The sequence below is a fragment of the Komagataeibacter intermedius TF2 genome (assembly GCF_000964425.1).
Taxonomy (GTDB): Bacteria; Pseudomonadota; Alphaproteobacteria; order Acetobacterales; family Acetobacteraceae; genus Komagataeibacter; species Komagataeibacter intermedius.
The window spans coordinates 1-21,016 of the sequence record NZ_BANF01000055.1 but is presented as its reverse complement, the minus strand read 5'-3'; the positions used below and the strand labels follow the sequence as shown (position 1 = coordinate 21,016).

The window sequence follows — 21,016 nt, the reverse complement described above, 5'->3', positions numbered from 1 at the left end:
CCGCGCCACTGGCTGGCCCACATGGCCACCAGTGGCCTGTCTGGATTTATTGCGTCAGATACTTATTTATAATATCAAATTATTACATATTCCTGTCTTTACGCGCAGTCTACTGGCTACGAATGGACAGAAGCAATGGACCAGTTGAAAAACTGATCTGGATACCCCAAAAATCAGTCAGACGTTTTTGATGAAGCTTTTTTCAAGAAGCATTCAGAGAATGCCTTCTTAAAAAACAACATCCAGAAACTTTTATTATTTCTTATCAAGCGGAATTATAAGCTGATCAGGGCACGGACCAGTCAAGGGAACCCCCTTTTACTGCCTTATTCTTATCCGCCCGAATTCACGAAGACCAAAATGCGTCCTGCACTACAGAATTCATAGAATATATTCTGGAATAAGAACCCGACAGATCCCTACGCCATATTCCGTGGCGCAGGAAAAACTGTCGGGATCATGTGGTGTCGTATCAGGGGGTCTTGGGCAGTTGCCTGCGCATTTTTTCCACCTGATCCGCCGTCACGCCATGATCGCCACTGCCAAACGTGGCGGTCACGTAATTGACCAGTGCAGCGATCTCGGTATTGCTTAGCCGCTGGACATCGGATCCATGGTCAAAGCCGGGCATGAAGGCATGCAGGCCGCCTGCCGTCCGGTCCACGCCATTGAGGACCGTCATGATCAGGTCATCGGGATGCGCGGAGCCCACAACCGAATTGTGGAACAGCGACGGCGCATAATGGTCGCTGGTACCCGCACCATTGTCACCATGACAGGCCGCGCAGTTCGCATCGTAAATATGTGGGCCAGCCATTTCATCCAGCCTGTCAATACGCGTCAGTTCACCCGAACGGATATCCGGCGTATCAAGCGCCTGACCGAAGCGTTCACGCGGGCCATGTTCGGCCTCGTCTTCCTTGGCCGGAACCTGAAGGATATAGGCGGCAAGGGCATGCAGGTCATCATCTGTCAGGTGGCTGGTGCTGTGTTCCACTGCCTCACCCATCGGTCCTGCAGCCTGGCTCAGTCCCGCGACGTGCCCGGTCCTGAGATAGGTGACAAGGTCATCCTCGCTCCAGTTGCCGATGCCGCTTGTCTTGCTGGATGTGATGTTGGGCGCATACCAGCCCAGAAGGGGCGCACCGGCAAGGTAGCTGTCCTCCTTCTCGCTCAGCATCATGTTGCGCGGCGTATGGCAGGTTCCGCAATGCGCAAGGGCATTGGCCAGGTACTTGCCACGACGCATCTTGTCATACGTGGCGGAATCCCCGGTTTCAGGCTCGACACTGCCTGCAACCATGTTCCACACAGCCATGGTGATGCGCAGGTTGGCCGGAAAGTTCAGTTCCGTCACCGGCGGCGTTACCGCCACAGGCTTTACCCCGTGCATGAACCAGGCGTACATCGCCTTCACGTCGTCATCCGTCATGCCGGAATAGGATACATACGGCATGGCGGGATAAAGCCGGCTGCCGTCACGGCGGATGCCATGGCGCACGGCCTTTTCAAATTCCTCTTCCGTATATTTCCCGATCCCGTGGTCGGGGTCCGGGGTAATGTTGGTTGAAACGACGTCACCCATGGGCGTGGTAATACGCAGCCCACCCGCAAAGGGCTTGCCCCCCGGTGCGGTATGACAGGCGACACAGTCCCCCGCCGTGGCAATATATTCGCCACGCGCCAGAAGATCTGCCGGGGGAGACGTCGTGGAGTCTGCCGCCGCTTCCGCAGGAGGGGCGACCGCAGGGTCGTCCGCCCGTGCAGGCGTTGCGGACAGGGAAGCAAGGGCAGTGCCCGTGGCCAGAACCGACCACAGGATCTTGCGTGTAACGTCAGGCATGGGCGAGTTCTTTTTTAAGTGTATCGGCAACACGCAAGGCAAGTGCTGCAACCGTCAGGGTGATGTTGCCGGTTCCGACCGATGAGAAGACGGACGAACTCGCGATGAACAGGTTTTCATGGTCATGCGTGCGGCAGAAACCATCGACCACGGAATCCTTTGGGTCCGTGCCCATGATGGTGCTGCCGGCGGGATGGTCCTGCGGGAAGTAGCCGGGGGTCCACTGCTCATCCGTGCCATGCATGAGACCGATCAGGTCCTTGAACAGGCCACGGGTATGGTCACAGCTTTTCACCGTGTATTCAGGCAGCTTGTAATAGACTTCCGGGTGCGGAATGCCCAGCGCGTCCCTGTACGTGGCACTCAGCGTCAGCCGGTTGTCCGGATCGGCCAGCCCTTCGTTGTGGCTGAACAGCCGCACGGTGTGGGACGCAAGATAGCGGATCTGCTCCTCCAGCTCACGCCCGACATATCCCTTGGAAATGGCCAGGGCGGTCGCAAGGTCCACCTGGTTGTCATCAACCATATGCACCAGGTACGCGCCGCGCTCATTCCGCCAGTCGCCATCACGGAAGTTGTCGATCACGTTGGTTTCAAGCGGGCCACGGCCGGGCCACAGGGCCTTGTCCCCACTGATGAACGTCACCTGCACGCCGGTATGGTCCATCATGTTCCGCCCGACATGGCCCGAACTGTTGGCGATGCCGTTGGGGCTCTGCTCATCGGCGGAAAACAGCATGAGCTTTGCGGTTTCGATACAGTGCGCCGCAATGACGAAATACTTGCCGGTCACACGGTGTGATCCCTTGTCGGGATCGTAATAATGCACGGCGGTAACACGCTTGTTGGCGCTGTCACGCTCGATCCGGTACACCACGGCGTTGGGCACGAACTTCGCACCTGCCGCTTCTGCATGGTACACGGAATAACTGCCGTTATACATCGCCCCGATGGGGCAGATCGGCATGCAGTTATTGTGCCCTTCGCAGGTCGGCCGGTTGTCATAGGGCCGCGTGTTGCGGGCCTGCGGTTCATGCACGACGCGATACGGGGTCTTTTCCCGGATCAGGTTGCGGAATTGTTCCGCCGCATAGGAAATGGGCAGCGCTTCCATCGGATAGGGCTGCCTGCGCGGCGATCCAAGGTCTTCCTTCGCCGGGTCCGGGCCGCATACGCCCATCATGACCTCGGCCTGGTAATAGAATGGCTCCAGATCGTCATATTTCAGGGCCCAGTCGCGGCCCTGCCCATAGCGGGTCTTCAGTTCAAAGTCCGATGGCAGGTAACGCCACGCGCACCCGGCCCAGTGCCATGTCGTGCCCCCCATCATGCGCAGGTACACCTGCTGGTAGGCTTCGGCATCCGGGCCGGTGGTGTGCAGGTATTTGTTGGGCGTGATCTGGTTGGGCGGATGTTCGGCCCATGGCACGCAGGGAAATGGCCCCTGATAGGAGGGCTTGTTTTCCAGATTGCGGAAATTATCGACAAAATGCTGGCGGTCGACACGCGGGCCGGCTTCCAGCACGATGACGGAAATACCTGCGCGCGCCAGTTCATTGGCAATGGAACTGCCAGCAACGCCGGATCCGACGATCACGACGTCCGCGGAAAGGTCTTGTTCGGAAGGCATGGGGAATGCTCCGGATATCAGGTGGGTTCTACAACGAATTTCGAAGGCGAAAGGGCAGGTTCGCCTGTTGGAACGGCCACTTCCGGTGGGGTCTGGGTCCAGTAGAACGGCCCGCCCGCCGCATAGGTCTTGGGATAGATGGCATCCTTGGTGATGTCGAACATCAGCGCGGAGCGGTACACCACCACCTTTTCATCCGCCACGCCACGGTACCAGCCCGTCATGATGTCATGGATCACGTCCTTGAACACGGGATCACTGTGTTCAGCCGCGGTCGCCAGTGCGCGTGCGCTGTCGAATTTCCCGCCCGCCATCAGGTCATGCAGTTTCTGGATCTGGTCGCGGCGTTCGGGCACCGCCTGAATGATGCGGGCGTACAGCGCGCTGCCTATGCGGGCATCAAGCACGTCGCGATCGGTCAGCCGTCGCGACAGTTCAAGGAAAGGCGCCACTCCCGCGTCTTCCCCTTCCGGGGAGGCGGCAACGCCCCGACCCGCGCCAAGCACCACGGCGGCGGCCCCCATTGCGCCCAGCAGCATGTCACGGCGCGACATGCGCAGTGCGCGGTTCATCCGTATGGCATTGGGGGTGGACAGGTGGATACTGGTGGGAAAACAGGGCCGGTCTGCAGCCATCTAGCGTCGCCTCTCATGCATGTTGGTCCAGCAGGAATGCCGGAAGGAACAGGCATGGCCGTGCGGGATGCAATAGTGACATCACCGATAACGCCACTTCCCGTGATCCTGCAACCTTTTGTTCCCCCAGATTAACGTATAGCAGTTTCACGTTCAGCGAGTAAAAGCATCGGGGCCACCATACAGACATGTTTTGTAAAGCAATCCCTGGCTTTACAGACAACTGCCAGCACAATGGATCACACATCATTACAGGCATGCCCATCCGCACATCCGGCATGTCATAACAATACCCATGCGCAGGACAGTAACCTGCATCCGCACCACATCATTACTTGGACGATACAACCCGCACGCAATCGAATGGACTGCGCCACCGACGGGATGGAATGGCATTCCATCAACCATGATACTATCGGCCATTCACGAAAAATACCGGCCCGGCACCGCCCTTATCTGCCGGATCGCACTTTATTCCTCCGCCCCCCTGTTGCGCCGGGCGTGATCGTGGCTAGTGTTGCGGCAGACAGGTCGGAACAGGATCCATGCTGACACGCAGACAGACCATGACCGGCGCCCTGTCTGGCATGGCAGCCATGTCAGCACGGCGGGTTTGCGCTGCGCCATCCCTGGCGCCCCTGCCCTGTGTCATGGCGCATCGTGGCGCATCCGCGCTGCGTCCCGAACACACGCTGGCAGCCTATGCCCGGGCAATCGCGGACGGAGCCGATTATATCGAACCCGACCTTGTCCCCACACGCGATGGCGTTCTGGTCGCCCGCCACGAAAGCCTGATTACAGACACCACCGATGTCGCCACCCGCCCCGAATACGCCACACGCCTGCGCACACAGACCATTGATGGCGTTATCCGGACCGGCTGGTTCACCACGGATTTTACCCTGGCCGAGCTCAGGACCCTGCGCGCGCGTGAACGCCTGCCCGCCATCCGCACGGCCAATACGCGCTATGACGGGCATTTTGACATTCCCACATTTCAGGAAATCATCGATTTCGTCGCGGCCGAAGCGGCGACATGCGGTCGCGTGGTCGGGCTGATCCCCGAAATCAAGAACGCCACGCACTTCCGCCAGCTTGGATTTACGCCCGAAGAGACGTTCCTGCGCACCATCGCGGCCCATGAATATACCCGGTACTGCCCGCTGGAGGTCCAGTCCTTCGAAATCACCCCGCTGCGCAGGCTGCGCGGGCAGGTTCAGGCCATCAACCCGCAGGCGCGTCTCATGCTGCTCATGGGGGAACGGACAGAACATGTCCCCGATACGATGGGCACCGCCACTCCGCTGGCTTTTGGCGACCTCATGACCCCCGGCGGCTTACGGCGCGTGCGCGATTATGCGGATGTCATTGGCCCGTCCAATACGGACATCATACCGCGTGACGCAGATGGCGCGTGGGGTACGCCCACATCACTGATTGATGACGCGCATCGTGCGGGCCTGCTGGTGCATTCCTACACTTTCCGTCCCGAAAATCGCTTCCTGCCTGCGCAGCTGCGCAATGACGCGGGAGACAATGCCCGCAACCCGCAGGGATCAATCGCGGAAATCCGGCGTTACCTGGACATGGGCCTTGACGGCTTCTTTACCGATGACCCCGCCATCGGCCGCCTTGCCCTGCGGGATTAGACCCGCCAGCCATCAGGCCCGTGCCGCAGGCCGCCCACGCACCAGCCGGGTCGCGGTGATCATGACCGCCAGCGTCACCACCCACGTCATGACCTGCACCCCCATGGGCCGGTCGGAATAGCCCAGCAGCGCCTTGGCCGCGCGTCCGACCATGCTGCCATCGGACAGCAGCCACGACGTATCCCATACCTCGTAACCAAAGGCGGGAATCAGATCATCGCCCGCCAGCAGGCCCGCCGCCTGACTGGCCATGCCCGCGGCCAGAAAGGCGATCAGCAGTCCCGTCACCCCGAACAGGCGACTGAGCGGAATGACGATCAAGCCCCGGTACAGCAGCCACGACAGCGCCGCTCCCGCCACAATGCCCAGCGCTCCGCCCGTCAGCATGGCCACAGGCCCGGAATGCGTCGAGACCGCAATGCCATACAGGAACAGGACAACCTCCACCCCTTCGCGCAGCACGGCCACCGCCACGACAACGGCCATGGCGGCAAGCGAGCGTTCGCCGGATACGACCTCCGCCCCCAGCGTTTTCATGTCGCCTGCCATTTCACGGCCATGACGGGTCATCCACACCGTATGCCAGCCCAGCATGAGCACCGCGATACACAGGATGGTGGCGGAAAACACGTCCTGCCCATTGCCCGACAGCGCGGCAGACAGGCTGCCGGCAAACACCGCCACAATCGCTGCCCCCGCGACACCCGCCGCAATGCCGCCGGCAACCCAGCGCCCGCGCCCCGGGATGCCCTGCGTCGCCGCCAGCACGATACCGATAATCAGTCCCGCTTCCATGACCTCACGGAATACGATCAGCAGACTTCCCAGCATGGTCAGGGCTCCTGTGTCACGGTAACGGTACCCGTCGCCTGGTCGGGATGGTAGTCATCGAAAAATTTGTAAGTCCCGGGATGCAGCGGCCCCGCATGCACGGTAATCGTCCCGCCGGACACCACGATTTTTTCGAATTTCAGGTCGTAGCTTTCAAATTCGTCCGTCGTGTCATCATGATTATCCAGGGTGATCAGGAAGCGCTGCCCGGCGGGGACCGTAATATGGTCGGGGGTGAAATGATGGTCCTTCACCTCCAGGTGCACAGGCTCCATCGCCCATGCCGCCGGGACAGGCGCAAGCGCCGCAAGCCAGACACATGACAGAACGGATACGTAACGCATACGGCACACTCCAATAATGCGCGCATGTTATGCGATTTAGTCTCAGTGTCAATTATAAGGCAGTCTGCTTTCAGTTTGCCAGAGAGACTTTCATGGTACGGACCATGCATAAGGGATATACACCTTCTTAAAGATATACATTGTTGACATCTTTATGGGCATCAATAAGGTTCATAAATTATATATCTTTAAAGGAAACCAAGAATGGCGTCCCCACTGGATGACAAGACCCGCAGCATCATCAAGGCCTGTGTCCCCGCGCTGGAGGCGCACGGCATGGCGATCACGACGGAAATGTACCGTCGGCTGCTGGCCAATCCGGACATTCGTGACCTGTTCAATATGTCGCACCAGAAAGACGGAGAACAGCCAAGGGCGCTGGCGCTTGCGGTGCTGGCCTATGCCCGGAACATCGACAACCTTGGCGCCATGGCCGGTGCGGTCGAACGCATTGCGGAAAAGCATGTCGGCCTGAACATCCTGCCTGAACACTACCCGTATGTTGCGGATGCCCTGCTGGGCGCCATCGCGCAGGTACTGGGGGATGCCGCAACACCCGAGATCATGGACGCATGGGGCAAGGCCTACTGGTTCCTCGCTGAAATCCTGATCGAGCGCGAGGAACAGATTTACGTGGCCCATGCCGCGGCCCCGGGCGGATGGGTTGGCTGGCGCCCCTTCCGCGTCAGCCGCCGCGTGGTGGAAAGTGAAACCGTCACGTCGTTTGAACTGACACCCGAAGATGGCAAACCCGTCATGCGACATGTGCCGGGGCAGTATCTCAGCTTCCGTCTTGACGTGCCGGAATACGGCCCGGAACGGCGCAATTACAGCATTTCCTCCGCACCCGGTTCACACTCCTACCGCATAAGCGTCCGCCGCATCGACAATGGCGTGGTCTCCGACTGGCTGCATGACAGCGTGAAGGAAGGCACGGTGCTGCAGGTCTCCGCCCCGGCGGGTGGCTTCACGCTGGGCAACCCGGTCCCCGCATCCATCGTGTTCCTCAGCGCGGGTGTCGGTCTGACGCCCTTCATGTCCATGCTGGGCGCGCTGGATGCGGGTACGGCCAGGGACGTGCGTTACATCCACACAACCCGCACGCCCGGAACGGAAGCCTTTGGCCCCTCCATCCGCGACCTTGCGGCAAGGGGCCTGCTGCGCGCCGACATATTCTACAGCCGCACCACACCGCAGGCGGCACAGGATGCCGCGAATGTCACCGTTCATGCAGGCCGCATGACACCGGCATGGCTGACGCAGGAAATCGACAGGGCTGCGACCTATTACATCTGCGGTCCCGACGGCTTCATGCGCGATACCGTTGCAACGCTGAAGGCGGGTGGCGTGCCCGAAAGCCAGATCCGGTACGAGTTCTTCGGTTCGGCGGCGGATGCCGCGCTGCCCGGATCAGCCTGATGGCTGACATTCATGTCAGGCGGGTCTATGATCCGCCTGAACCGGATGATGGCAGCCGCGTGCTGGTGGATCGCCTTTGGCCCCGTGGGGTCAGCCGGGACCGCGCCAGCCTGACGCTATGGCTGAAGGACATCGCCCCCGGCACCGGACTGCGCCAGTGGTTCGGTCACGACCCGGCACGGTGGGCCGAATTCCAGAACCGCTACATTGCGGAACTGCAGGCCAATCCCCAGCCTGTGAAGCAGTTGCTGGACATGGTCCGCGCCGGTACCGTCACCCTGCTGTACGGCGCGCGGGATACGCAGCATAACGAGGCGGTCGTCCTTGCCGCCTACCTCCGCAACCGGATGGACCACGGGGCCTGACGCATCATGCCCATGTCCCGCATACTGTCCGTGACATGGGCATGTTCCCGACAGCCGGCATGTCCATATTCCGTCCATCACAGGACAACATGCGGAACCAAAGCCGTGATCGCCCCCTTTAGCAGGTCATCGACACCGCCCTGACCGGCACGCCACACCCGTGCCTCCGCCCGCCTGTCACGACAGGCGGCAACGGGCGGGTCCCCCTGCCAACCGGGAAGGATCGCGCACCATGATTACCGTGCATCATCTGGACAATTCACGTTCACAAAGAATCCTGTGGCTGCTGGAAGAACTGGAGATCCCCTACGATATCCGGTTTTACAGACGCGACCCCAAAACCATGATGGCCCCCAAATCCCTGCGGACCATTCACCCGCTGGGCAAGGCGCCTGTCATAACGGATACGGACGGGAACGTGACGCTGGCCGAAAGCGGGGCGATCATCGAATACATCATTGATAAATACGGCAACGGCCGACTGGCGCCCGCGCGCGGCACGCCGGAATACATCCGCTTCATATACTGGCTGCATTACGCGGAAGGCTCCGCCATGCCGCCGCTGCTGCTCAAGCTGATCTTCGGGCTGTTGCCAAAGCGCGCGCCGCTGCCGCTGCGCCCCTTCGCCTTCCTGATCGCATGTGGGGCGCAGCGGACGGTCATCAACCCGCAGGTGAAGCTGCATATGGATTACTGGGAACGCAGTCTGTCGGAAAGTGAATGGTTCGCGGGCAATGACTTTACCGCAGCCGACATCCAGATGAGCTTCCCGCTGGAGGCCGCCGCCGCCCGCGCCAGGGCCACGGACAACCGGCCGCATGTCGGGGCATTCCTGCGCCGCATCCATGACCGTCCCGCCTATCAGCGCGCCCTGCTGCGGGGCGGGAAATATGCCTATGCCAACGCCGGAAGCCCGCCTGCATCGTGACAGGCGGGCAGGGCGGCATGGCACGGGCCCGCCATCATGCCGCATCACCCGCCCCGGCTGTTTCCCGCTTCCCGCATGGTCCGGGCGATGGTTTACGCTGCGTGCACGTTCGTATTAAGTGCGCGGGCATTCCCATCCGCCCCGAGGTCCCATGATTCGTCTTGACAGCATTACCAGGCATAATGGCCAGCGCCTGGTCTTTATCGAAGCTTCGGCTGCGTTACAGAAGGGGGAGAAGATTGGTCTGGTCGGCCCGAACGGCGCGGGCAAGACCACCCTGTTCCGCATGATCACCGGGCAGGACGAACCCGACGAAGGCAACATCCTGATTGATCGCGGGGCCACCATCGGCTTTTTCAGCCAGGATGTCGGTGAAATGTCCGACCGCAGCGCCGTGGCCGAAGTCATGGATGGCGCGGGCGCGGTGTCCGAAGTCGCAGCCGAACTGGCGGTGCTGGAAGCAGCCCTGGCCGACCCCGGACAGATGGACCAGCTGGACAGCATCCTTGAACGCTTTGGCGAGGTGCAGGCCCGTTTTGAGGAACTGGGCGGTTATGCGCTGGACAGCAAGGCGCGCGAGGTGCTGCACGGCCTTGGCTTCAGTCAGGACATGATGGATGGCGACGTGGGCCGACTTTCGGGCGGATGGAAAATGCGCGTGGCGCTTGCGCGCATCCTGCTCATGCGGCCCGATGTCATGCTGCTGGATGAACCCAGCAACCATCTCGACCTGGAAAGCCTGATCTGGCTGGAACAGTTCCTGTCGGGCTATGACGGCGCGCTGCTCATGACATCGCATGACCGGGCTTTCATGAACCGCGTCATCAACAAGGTGATCGAGATTGATGGCGGCAGCCTGACCAGCTTTTCCGGCGATTACGAGTTCTATGAACAGCAGCGCGCCCAGAATGAAAAGCAGCAGCAGGCCCAGTTTGACCGCCAGCAGGCGGCACTGGCCAAGGAAATCAGTTTCATCGAACGCTTCAAGGCCCGCGCATCCCACGCCGCACAGGTGCAGAGCCGTGTGAAAAAGCTGGAAAAGATCGACCGCGTCGAACCACCCAAGCGTCGGCAGGCGGTCAGCTTCGAATTCCCGCCCGCCCCACGATCGGGCGAGGACGTGGTCAGGCTGCGCGGCGTGGACAAGCGGTATGGCGAACGCGTCATCTACCACAACCTTGACCTGTTGATCCGACGACGGGAACGGTGCTGTGTCCTTGGCGTCAATGGCGCGGGCAAGTCCACGCTGCTCAAGCTGGTAACCGGCACCACGCAGCCTGACGCGGGCACGGTGACACTGGGGGGCAGTGTCAAAATGGGCTATTTCGCCCAGCACGCCATGGACCTGCTGGATGAAAGCCGCACGGTGTTCGAAACACTGGATGACGCCTTCCCGCTGGCCAGTCAGGGATCGCTGCGCGCGCTGGCGGGCAGCTTCGGCTTTTCCGGTGATGAGGTGGACAAAAGCTGCCGCGTGCTGTCAGGCGGGGAAAAGGCGCGGCTGGTCATGGCGCTGATGCTGTTTGACCCGCCGAATTTCCTGGTGCTGGATGAACCGACCAACCATCTGGACATCGCAACCAAGGAAATGCTGATCACCGCGCTGGCCCGGTACGAGGGCACGATGCTGTTCGTCTCGCACGACCGGCATTTCCTGTCCGCGCTATCCAACCGGGTGCTGGAACTGACCCCCGATGGGATCCACCAGTATGATGGCGGGTACAGTGAATATGTCGCGAACACCGGACAGGAAGCGCCGGGACTGCATGCCTGATCACAACTGCGCACAGGCTGCCTCCGTACCTTGAAAATACCACTGGGGGGTATAAATCAGGAGGAAATACGCGAAGGAGCGCCGCAGTGTCCCAGACCATGAGCTTTCCCGTGGGCGGCATGTCATGCGCCGCCTGCGCCGCGCGTATTGAAAAGATCCTCAACCGTCAGGATGGCGTGCACGCCAGCGTCAATTTCGCCACCGGGCACGTGCAGGTGGCGCCTGATACGCCTGCCGCCACGATCGGCGCCGTTGTCACCGCCATCCGCAAGGCCGGCTTCACGGTGGATGAAACCAGCGTGGACCTGTCCATTACCGGCATGTCGTGCGCAGCATGCGCGGCACGGATTGAAAAGATTCTCAACCGCCTGCCCCTGACACAGGCCAGCGTGAACCTTGCCACCGAACGGGCGCATATCGTGTTCGTACCCGGCATTGCGGATGCGGACACCTTCATCACCCGTATTGAAAAAGCCGGTTTCGGCGCAGCACGGGTGGATGACGGCACGCCGGATGACGCGCACGCCCGGCGTCTTGCCGCATGGCAGGCGGAACGCGCCCATTTCGTGCTGCTGCTGGTCCTGTCCCTGCCATTTCTGGTGCAGATGGCGCTAATGCCCTTTGGCGCCATGGACATGATGCCCGGCTGGCTGCAGCTTGTGCTGGCGGGTGTGGTGCAGTTTTACGGTGCGCGCCATCTGTACCAGCGCGCGTGGAACGCCGTGCGCGGCGGCGGCGCCAACATGGATGTGCTGGTCGTGATGGGAACCACCATCGCATATGTCTTCAGCGCCATTGTCGTGATCGCCCACCTCCACCAGCCTGTGTATTTCGAGGCCAGCGTTGCGATCATCACCCTGATCTCTCTGGGCAGGCTCATGGAAGCGCGTGCACGGGACCGGACGGGCGCGGGACTGGAACGCCTGCTGAAGCTGCAGCCACGCCTTGCGCATGTGCTGGTTGATGGCGCGACGGTGGACCGCCCGGTGGCGGATGTGCGCGTGGGCGACACATTCGTGGTGCGTCCCGGCGAAAGCATTCCGGTTGATGGGCAGGTGCGCGACGGCACATCCGAAGTCAACGAGGCCATGCTGACGGGTGAAAGCCTGCCGGTATTCAAGCAGGCGGGCGCGCAGGTGTTCGGGGGCACCATCAATACCAATGGCGTGCTGCGCGCCACCGCCACCGGCGTGGGGCATGACACGGCGCTGGCGCATATCGTGAAAATGGTCGAACAGGCGCAGGGGTCAAAAGCGCACGTGCAGCGGCTGGTGGACCGGATATCGAATATCTTCGTGCCCACGGTCCTTGTCATTGCGCTGGTCACGTTCGTGGCGGGCTGGCTGCTGACGGGCGATGCGACATGGAGCCTTGTCTCCGCCGTGTCCGTTCTGGTGATTGCGTGTCCGTGCTCGCTGGGGCTTGCAACGCCCACGGCCATCATGGTGGGCACGGGACTGGGGGCGCGCTGCGGCATCCTGTTCCGCAATGCGGATGCACTGGAACAGGCACACAGGCTGACCACCATCATCATGGACAAGACCGGCACCCTGACCGAAGGCAGGCCAACCGTCAGTGACATTGTGCCCGCGCCGGGGGTGGACACCGGCAGGCTGCTTCAGATCGCCCGCGCGCTGGAACAGGAATCCGAACACCCGCTGGCCCGCGCCATTGTCGATCATGCCATGGCGGCGGGCGTCGCCGCCCTGCCGGTTGCCGATTTCCGCGCCATACCGGGCATGGGTGTCACGGCCATGGTGGATGGCGCACCGGCCTGCCTTGGATCCCCCCGTTTCATGGCCGATCATGGCATGGCGTCAGATGACACCGTGACTGCCCGGCTGGAGCAGGATGGCAAAACCGTCATCGCCATCACGGCCGACGGACACCCGATTGGCCATATCGCCCTGATGGACCGCCTGCGGCCCGACGCCGTACGGACCGTCAGTGCGCTGAAGGACGCGGGCATCCGGGTCATGATGCTGACAGGCGACAACCCGCGCAGTGCGGCGTTCATTGCGAAACAGGCAGGCGTGGATGATTACCTTGCGGGCGTGCTGCCCGGTGACAAGGCGCAGGCGGTCAGGACATGCCATGACCGGGGCGGCGTGGTCGGCATGGTGGGGGACGGGATCAATGACGCCCCGGCGCTGGCGGCGGCGGATGTGGGCTTCGCCATCGGCGCGGGTGCGGCCATTGCGCTGGACACGGCGGATATCGTGTTGATGAAAAGCGAACTGACCAGTGTTCTGGATGCCATTTCCCTGTCCCGCGCCACGCTGTCCAAGATCCGCCAGAACCTGTTCTTTGCCTTCATCTACAATATCCTTGGCCTGCCACTCGCCGCTTTCGGGCTGCTCAACCCGATCGTGGCGGGTGCCGCCATGGCCATGAGTTCGGTATCGGTGGTCAGCAATTCCCTGCTGCTCAACCGCTGGAGGCCAGACGGGCGGATATGACCCCTGCCCCGCCGTAGGCACCCGCGACGGGTTATGGTACGGTATATGGTCATGCCAGAACAAAATGGACGAAGGTGCGTATGGCAAAGCACGAAGAACCGGTGACCGACGCGGCAGGATGTGCGCATTGCACGCCCCCCACGGACAAAAAGGTTGAACAGCCGCACAAGAAGGCGCTGGTCAACCGTGTCCGCCGGATTGAGGGACAGGTGGGCGGCGTGCTGAACATGATCGAGGACGACCGGTACTGCGTTGATATCCTGACCCAGATTTCAGCCGTGAAATCAGCACTGGACGGTGTCGCCATCCAGATCCTGTCCACCCATGCCAGGGGCTGCGTGCGCCAGTCCGTCATGGACAATGGCGGTGACGACGCGATTGAGGAAATGATGGGGATCGTGCGCAAGCTGATCCGCTAGAAGCCTGCCTGCAAACAGGTTGTTGATAAACCGACGTCCGGCGTGCTGCCGTTTCCACAGGCTTCGCCAGAAATGCCTTCATGATGTGCATGGCCCCTGTTGGAACATGCCCTGACACACACACATGCGTAAAACAGCTACCAGTCCTGTCACACCCGCGCCAGCAGACAGAAAAATGCTTTTCTTTATGCCCCCCATGGGTATTATACAGACACGTTTTGTCATGCGACTTGCCTGTGCGTGGGAGCCCTGAATGATCAGGACACATGGCCGGATCTGGATTGGCCTGCTGGCCTGGCTGCTGATGCAGACCGGGCTGCTGGTCGCGTCCTTTCCTGTCACGGCACGGGCGCAGGCCGTCATGATGCCCCCGCACACTGCCACCGCTGCCCCCCATTGCAGGACACCACCGGCACCGCCAGTCCACATGGCGCACACGCACCATAAGCAGGACCCGTGCTGCCATGTCCATGTCAGTTCGACCGACATGCCCGCCCCACCGGCAACCCTGCTGCCCCCACAGCCCGGTGCGGGCATGCAGTCCTACCTGTCTCCACCACAGGCCCGCCTGGCTGGCGGTGACTGGCTGCCCCCCATGCGGCCCCCCAAATACCGGAACGCGCAGGCGCCATCAGGCGTATGATATGTCCACCATCCCGTCGGGATGGTGGGGTGTGACTGCCCTGTTTCCGGAATTTTCCCTATGTTTACTGCCTCTCGCACGCGGGACGGCCTGACACGTCGCCGTTTCGTCACGGGCTGCGGGGCGGGCGGACTGCTTGCCGCCCTTCCCCTGCCCGCTTCCGCCAGTCCCGTCGCACCGGGCATGGTCCCTGCCGCCACCAGTGCGACATGGAACCTGAGTGTTGGCCGCAGGCGTATTGAAATCGATCACAAGGTCCTGCACGCGCCGTGCATCGGGGGGACCGTGCCCGGTCCCATCCTGCGCTGGCGGGAGGGGGATCACGTCACCCTGAACGTGACCAATACGCTGCATGATGAAGAGACATCCATCCACTGGCATGGCATCCGCCTGCCCGCCAGCATGGATGGCGTGCCAGGACTGAGTTTTACCGGCATTCCCCCCGGGGAGACCTTCACCTACCGCTTTCCCGTCCAGCAGAGCGGCACTTACTGGTACCACAGCCATTCGGGCATGCAGGAAGCACAGGGGCTGTATGGCGCCATCGTCATCGATCCGCGCCGTCCCGACCCGAACGCATGCACGCGGGATTATGTCATCGTGCTGTCGGAATGGACCGACGTGTCGCCCATGGACATGATCAGCAACCTCAAGATGCAGGATGATTACTACGTCTTCCGCCAGCGCACGCTGGCGTCCCTGCCGCGGGAGGCGCGTGCGGCAGGCGGTCTGGGCGCGGCGCTGAAGGACCGGCTGCAATGGTCACGCATGCGCATGGCCGCAACCGACATTTCCGATGTCACGGGCATCATCTACACCTACCTGATGAACGGCCATGCGCCCGACATGAACTGGTGCGGCCTGTTCCGCCCCGGGGAGCGGGTGCGGCTGCGTTTTGTCAACGCCGCGTCCATGACGTTTTTCGACATCCGCATACCGGGTCTGGACATGCTGGTGGTGCAGGCGGACGGCAATGATGTCGAACCCGTGCCGGTGGATGAATTCCGCATCGGCGTGGCCGAAACCTATGACGTGATCGTCCAGCCCCGCGACAGCCGCGCCTATACGATCTTTGCCCAGAGCGAGGACCGCACCGGCCATGCCCGTGGCACGCTGGCCCCGCAGGCTGGCATGACTGCTCCCGTCCCCCCCATGGACCCGCGCCCGGTGCGCACCATGATCGACATGGGCATGGGTGACATGAAACCGGGGCACGACATGAAGGGCATGGATATGTCCGGCATGTCAGAAGAAGACACCCATATGGACGACATGGACATGTCCGGCATGGACCACGGGCACATGGGACATATGGACATGGAACACATGGACCATCAGGCGCCGCCTGCCCACGTCATGGAAGTGGATGATCCCGGTCCGCCGCCCATCAATGTCGAAAACCAGAATGTCGCGAAAATGCCGGTGGACCGTCTGGGCAGTCCGGGTGACGGGCTGGAGAACACTGGCCGCCGCGTGCTGAATTACCGACAGTTGCGCGCCACCCGTCCCGGCACCGACCGTCGCCCGCCATCGCGTGAGATCATCCTGCACCTGACCGGCAACATGGAGCGGTACATATGGGGCTTCAACGGCCGCAAGTTTTCAGAATCCGGGCCGATCCGCCTGAAGCTGGGCGAACGGGTGCGCTTCACGCTAATAAACGACACGATGATGGAACACCCCATCCACCTGCATGGCATGTGGAGCGAACTGGAAAATGGCCAGGGTGACTACCGTCCCTATAAACACACCATCATTTCCCAGCCGGGATCACGGCTGAGCTACCTCGTCACGGTCGATGCGCCGGGCATGTGGGCGTATCACTGCCACCTGATGCTGCATATGGAACTGGGCATGTTCCGCACGGTAATCGTGGCATGAGGCGCGCGCTTCTTCTGGCGGTTGTCCTCGCGCCCGTCACGGTCATGCCCGCGCTGGCGCAGGGGTCTGCCACCACTGGCACCACCGCCACGGCAACGGCAACGGCAACGGCAACGGGAAATACGAAAACGGCGTACCATGCCGCCGATGCCCCGTCATCAACGCCCGTCGTCTATCTGGGCAACATGAAGCCGGTCATGGACCATGCCAGCTATTTCCATGGCATCCTGGATGAATTCGAGGGACGCTACGCCCCCGGTGGATCGGATTTCCGCTGGGATGGGGAAGCGTGGTACGGCACGGATTACAACCGGGTCTGGCTGAAGACCGAGGGCACGCTGGAACACGGCCGCCTGCATGACGGGGACCATGAGCTGCTGTACAGTCGCGCGATCTCATCCTATTTCAACGTGCAGGGTGGCGTGCGGGCGGATATTGACGACGGGCCGACACGCACATGGGGCGCGCTGGGGGTGCAGGGTCTGGCGCTGTATGAATTCGAATTCCAGGCGACCGCCTATGTCAGCGACCGGGGACGGTTCGCCACCCGTATCGAAGGGTCGTATGATTTCCTGCTCACCAACCGGCTGATCCTGCAGCCACAGGCGGAGTTCAACCTTTATACCAAATCCGATCCCGCACGGCAGGCTGGCGCGGGCCTGTCGGATGTCGATGCGGGGCTGCGCCTGCGGTACGAGGTCTGGCGTAAATTCGCCCCCTATGTTGCCGTCTCCTATGCCGGTTACCTGACGCAGGCACGCAGGATCGTACACGACCAGCGTGGCGAGACGGGTGCATTGCGATTTACGTTTGGCGTGCGAAGCTGGTTCTGACTCCGTACCGGCATGGGAAACGCTCGGGAACAGTTGCCATGGGCACGCGCCACCCTATATTTTACCCCATGGCAGGTGACTGTGTATCAGGCACCCGTCAGGGGACTTCGGGTTCCTGCCTGAAGGCCCGTACTCATGATTTTTTCCTGATGAAGGATTGGGGAAAATGCCTATCTCTGGATCTATCAAGAAAGGCGCGTTATGCGCGCTGGCAACCATACTGATTGGCGGCGGCCTTGCCACGCAGTCGACACAGGCCGAGACCCTGACTGTCGTTGACGCCCGGGGGCGGCCCGTTGGCGTGCTTGTGCCCCAGCAGGTGCAGGCACCCCCTGCATTTGATGCGATCGACCAGATGATGGACCGGGAATTCGCCGCGATGGAAGCACGCCAGCGGCACATGATGCAACTGATTGACCAGACCCTGTCCACCCCCGCCATGGCCATGCCGACCCCTGCCCTTGATACCCGTGACGGCCACGGGCAGGGCAGCATGTACCAGAGTGTCACAACCATATCATGGGGCAGTAATGGCACCCCGTGCAGCCAGACCGTAACCAGCACCAGCAACGGCCATGCCGCCCCCGTTGTTCAGGTCGCGACCCGTGGTGATGCGGCATGTGCCGCGAAAATGTCCGCCACCACCAACCGGCAGGCGCCTGCCCCACGGATGCAGGACCTGATCCCGGCAGTGGATACCGCCACGCCCGCCACGGACCGTGCCACGCCCCGTCCCTTCTGATTGTATCCGTAACCTCATCCCCGCCCATGTCACGCGGACATGGGCGGACCGGGTTGGCCTGTCCCGCTGCGCATGATCCCTGCGCCGTACTGACAGGCCACCCGGGTCCCGCCTGTTACTGCCGCCCTCTGCATTCAGGCTATATTCATCCGTAATATGACGGTTTTCCTGCCATACAATTTACCGGGATGAAGACCGCTATCCGGCATGAAATGGCAAAAACGGACAGCAGTCGGCTGTCAGCAGGCCGAAGCCAATGTCATCCGCGATGGGACACGCCATGTCCCGTGGCAATGCCAGCGTAACAGCCTGTAATCCGGGGATCAGGCGGGCGGCATGCGCGGTCGCGGTTCACCGCTGGATATGGCGCTGCCCGGATTCCATTATGATGTCATGAAGTGTCACGCCATCCAGAACACTCATGAAAGCATTGAGCGACTGGGCCAGTATGCCGCGCAACCGGCAGGCATCCGACAGAACGCATGCCTTTCCCTTGTCCGGCTCACAGGTCACCAGTTCATCCATGTCCGCTTCCGTGAAACGGACAATATCCCCAAGGGTGATCTTGTTTGTCGGGTGCGCAAGTTCCAGCCCGCCCGTACGGCCACGGCGGCTGCTCACCATGCCGTTGCGCGCCAGACGGCAGACGATCTTGCTCAGATGATTTGAGGAAATCTGATGTGTGTCAGCAATTTCCTGAATCGCCACTCGCCTGCCCTGATTCTTGCCAAGGTAAATCAGGGTACGAATGGAATATTCCGTATAAAGGGTCAGGCGCATTCTATTTCACGAAACCTGTACTGTATTCATTTCATAAGGTCATGCGGCATGCCTGTTTTTCTATGGACATGGATAGAACGGCACACCCGGCAGGATGTCATTTATGCCTGCGGAACCATCGTCCGCTTTCTTCATCTATGATCCAGCCCAGACACACCATTTCCTCGACATCCTCATCCGACATGGACAGCATGTCCTCCTGGGTGCCCAGATACGTTCCTTCGGCGCCATGCTCCATGCGGAACGACTCTATTTTCTGCCATACTGGGTGTGAAAGCATTTTGCTCTCTCTCCTTATCCGGCACCATGTAATCGCGATGCTATTTATTTAAGAACGACCTGATATGCTGCCACACGAACGCCGCCATGATCTGGTGCCCTGTCTGGTTGGGATGGGTGGTGTCGGGGTTCCAGTTTGTGGTGTCGAGGACATTGGCGAGCGGCAGGCCGGGGGCGAAGGGGTCGAGGGTGATGTCGGGCGCAAGGACGCCACGTGCGATGGCGTCATGGATGGCGGCGCGGGGGGAGCCGGTGGTCTGCGCCTCCTCGATGAGGGCGACGGTGTAGCCCGCCTGTTTCAGGCGGCTGGTGATGGTGACGAGGTTGCGCACCGTCTCGTCGGTGGGGATATGGTTGCCGGGCAGGTGGTCGTTATAGCCGCCGAACACCACGGCCAGCCTGCGCCCCGCCCCGCGGGAGACGGCTTCGGCCGCGGGCAGCATGCCCAGCATGTGCCGCGTCGCCGCCCCCGACACCGCAAGGTTGTAGCTGCGGTACCGCGCGAAGCGCTGCATGAGGTAGGGCCAGTTGCGACCGTCCGGCACCGCGTAGCCTTCCGTGCGGCTGTCGCCGATGGCGACAACGACATCGCGCAGCTGCGGCATGGCGTCGTCCGCCACCGCCCCGGCCACGGCGAAGGCCTGCGCCTCGTCGGACGTGGGGGCGTGGCCGGCGATGACGATGCCGGTCCACTGTCCCGTATTGCGTCCCTGCGCGAACCATGGCCCGCCATCGGCATTGTAGCCGATATAGCCGCCCGCCAGCGTGCCGCCGGGCAGGGCCCCGGCCACGGTGGCGCGCGCATTGCCCGACTGCAGCACATACCCGCCCGGCCCCGCCGCCACGCCGAAGGCGGCAGGCGATGAGGTGACGACCAGCGCCGTGCGCTGGTCGGGGCTGCGCTGGTCGGCGACATGGACGAACCCGTCAAGCGGGTAGCTGCCCATGAAGGCCCTGAACTCCCGCCCGCTGCCCGCCTGCCCCAGCAGGACCGGCACGGGCACGGCCGCATTCCCCGAATTGGCCGAGGCATAGGTGCCCGTGGTCCCGAAGAAGAAGCCGTCGGATGCGACCTTCACCCCGTCTGGCAGCACGAAGCCGCCGGGACCGTTCTCCTCCCCCCAGGACAGGGTCTCGTGCCCGGCGATGCGGATTTCGCCGATATGCACGACGTGGCGGCCCGGCGTCGCGGTGATGTGGTTGCCATGGCCGGACTGGTCATACACCCGCAGCACGGTGGCGAAGCTGCCGCGGTCGCGGGCGGCCAGGGCGCGCTGCAGGGCGGCCGCGTCCAGCCGGCCATCGCCGCCAATGGCCAGCGTGGTGGTGACCGGCCGGCCGGCCACCGTCGTCCCGATATCGAGGGCGGGCCCGACATAGCCGCTGACCAGCCGCACCGGCCCCCCGGCAAAGACGGTGTGCCCGCCAAAGGCGTCGCCGGGCAGGCGGGCGGGCACGCGCTCCCACCGCGCGGCCCCGTCCGCCACCGACACCGCCCGCCAGGCCTGCCCCCCCGCCTGCCACAGGTCGCCCGCCGCATAGCCGCGGCGGGCGTCGTCATC

General features: G+C 62.1%; 19 protein-coding genes. 11 read left to right on the top strand and 8 right to left on the bottom strand.

Annotated features, from left to right (window positions below; genetic code table 11):
* Positions 1-472 precede the first annotated feature (472 nt).
* Genes B7449_RS09545 through B7449_RS09535 form a run of 3 tightly spaced genes read right to left on the bottom strand, consistent with a single transcriptional unit; the run spans position 473 to position 4,108 of the window.
* Positions 473-1,843, bottom strand: a complete 1,371-nt coding sequence (locus B7449_RS09545; RefSeq protein WP_039735899.1) for a c-type cytochrome — start codon at positions 1,841-1,843, stop codon at positions 473-475.
* Positions 1,836-3,473 carry a GMC family oxidoreductase gene (locus B7449_RS09540; protein WP_039735898.1) on the bottom strand — a complete coding sequence of 546 codons (1,638 nt, stop codon included), beginning with the start codon at positions 3,471-3,473 and terminating at the stop codon, positions 1,836-1,838. The genes B7449_RS09545 and B7449_RS09540 overlap by 8 nt, the downstream gene beginning before the upstream one ends.
* Before the next feature lie 17 nt (positions 3,474-3,490).
* Entirely contained in the window at positions 3,491-4,108 is a 618-nt protein-coding gene (locus B7449_RS09535) for a sorbitol dehydrogenase family protein (RefSeq protein ID WP_039735897.1), read from the bottom strand.
* Positions 4,109-4,653: 545 nt separating this feature from the next.
* Here B7449_RS09535 and B7449_RS09530 point away from each other — a divergent pair.
* A complete protein-coding gene (locus B7449_RS09530) occupies positions 4,654-5,757 on the top strand; it encodes a glycerophosphodiester phosphodiesterase family protein (protein ID WP_039735895.1) in 1,104 nt (367 codons plus the stop codon).
* Between the two features lie 12 nt (positions 5,758-5,769).
* On the opposite strand, the gene B7449_RS09525 is transcribed toward B7449_RS09530, so the two are convergent.
* Together B7449_RS09525 and B7449_RS09520 are read right to left on the bottom strand one after the other, a co-directional pair.
* The gene (locus B7449_RS09525) at positions 5,770-6,588 is read right to left on the bottom strand and encodes an FTR1 family iron permease (RefSeq protein WP_039735893.1); all 819 of its coding nucleotides are present in this window, start codon (positions 6,586-6,588) and stop codon (positions 5,770-5,772) included.
* Positions 6,589-6,590: 2 nt separating this feature from the next.
* On the bottom strand, positions 6,591-6,932 hold the full coding sequence (locus B7449_RS09520) for a cupredoxin domain-containing protein (protein ID WP_010513198.1): 342 nt from the start codon (positions 6,930-6,932) through the stop codon (positions 6,591-6,593).
* A gap of 204 nt (positions 6,933-7,136) precedes the next feature.
* Here B7449_RS09520 and hmpA point away from each other — a divergent pair, with 204 nt between their 5' ends.
* From hmpA to B7449_RS09470, 10 genes are all read left to right on the top strand, one after another.
* A complete protein-coding gene (gene hmpA, locus B7449_RS09515; RefSeq protein WP_039735891.1) occupies positions 7,137-8,351 on the top strand; it encodes an NO-inducible flavohemoprotein in 1,215 nt (404 codons plus the stop codon).
* Entirely contained in the window at positions 8,348-8,716 is a 369-nt protein-coding gene (locus B7449_RS09510) for a DUF488 domain-containing protein (RefSeq protein WP_141654835.1), read from the top strand. Before hmpA ends, B7449_RS09510 begins: the two co-directional genes overlap by 4 nt.
* Before the next feature lie 232 nt (positions 8,717-8,948).
* A complete protein-coding gene (locus B7449_RS09505; protein WP_039735889.1) occupies positions 8,949-9,644 on the top strand; it encodes a glutathione S-transferase family protein in 696 nt (231 codons plus the stop codon).
* A 151-nt stretch (positions 9,645-9,795) separates the two neighbouring features.
* Positions 9,796-11,418: an ABC-F family ATP-binding cassette domain-containing protein gene (locus B7449_RS09500; RefSeq protein ID WP_048883592.1), complete on the top strand. Its 1,623-nt coding sequence runs from the start codon at positions 9,796-9,798 to the stop codon at positions 11,416-11,418.
* A gap of 86 nt (positions 11,419-11,504) precedes the next feature.
* Positions 11,505-13,877 carry a heavy metal translocating P-type ATPase gene (locus B7449_RS09495; RefSeq protein ID WP_039735887.1) on the top strand — a complete coding sequence of 791 codons (2,373 nt, stop codon included), beginning with the start codon at positions 11,505-11,507 and terminating at the stop codon, positions 13,875-13,877.
* Between the two features lie 80 nt (positions 13,878-13,957).
* Positions 13,958-14,296 (top strand): metal-sensitive transcriptional regulator, encoded by a 339-nt coding sequence (locus tag B7449_RS09490; RefSeq protein ID WP_039735886.1) that lies wholly within the window; start codon positions 13,958-13,960, stop codon positions 14,294-14,296.
* A gap of 253 nt (positions 14,297-14,549) precedes the next feature.
* Positions 14,550-14,939, top strand: coding sequence for a hypothetical protein (locus B7449_RS09485; protein WP_039735885.1), 390 nt, complete (start codon positions 14,550-14,552; stop codon positions 14,937-14,939).
* Positions 14,940-14,999: 60 nt separating this feature from the next.
* The gene (locus B7449_RS09480) at positions 15,000-16,820 is read left to right on the top strand and encodes a copper resistance system multicopper oxidase (RefSeq protein WP_039735884.1); all 1,821 of its coding nucleotides are present in this window, start codon (positions 15,000-15,002) and stop codon (positions 16,818-16,820) included.
* The gene (locus B7449_RS09475) at positions 16,817-17,653 is read left to right on the top strand and encodes a copper resistance protein B (RefSeq protein WP_039735883.1); all 837 of its coding nucleotides are present in this window, start codon (positions 16,817-16,819) and stop codon (positions 17,651-17,653) included. Before B7449_RS09480 ends, B7449_RS09475 begins: the two co-directional genes overlap by 4 nt.
* Before the next feature lie 166 nt (positions 17,654-17,819).
* Positions 17,820-18,395, top strand: coding sequence for a hypothetical protein (locus B7449_RS09470; RefSeq protein WP_199858396.1), 576 nt, complete (start codon positions 17,820-17,822; stop codon positions 18,393-18,395).
* Between the two features lie 351 nt (positions 18,396-18,746).
* On the opposite strand, the gene B7449_RS09465 is transcribed toward B7449_RS09470, so the two are convergent.
* From B7449_RS09465 to B7449_RS09455, 3 genes are all read right to left on the bottom strand, one after another.
* Entirely contained in the window at positions 18,747-19,175 is a 429-nt protein-coding gene (locus B7449_RS09465) for an RrF2 family transcriptional regulator (protein ID WP_039735882.1), read from the bottom strand.
* Between the two features lie 97 nt (positions 19,176-19,272).
* Positions 19,273-19,455, bottom strand: coding sequence for a hypothetical protein (locus tag B7449_RS09460; RefSeq protein ID WP_039735880.1), 183 nt, complete (start codon positions 19,453-19,455; stop codon positions 19,273-19,275).
* A gap of 40 nt (positions 19,456-19,495) precedes the next feature.
* Positions 19,496-21,016: SGNH/GDSL hydrolase family protein (locus B7449_RS09455; RefSeq protein ID WP_048883591.1), on the bottom strand; the 1,521-nt coding region annotated here is incomplete at its 5' end.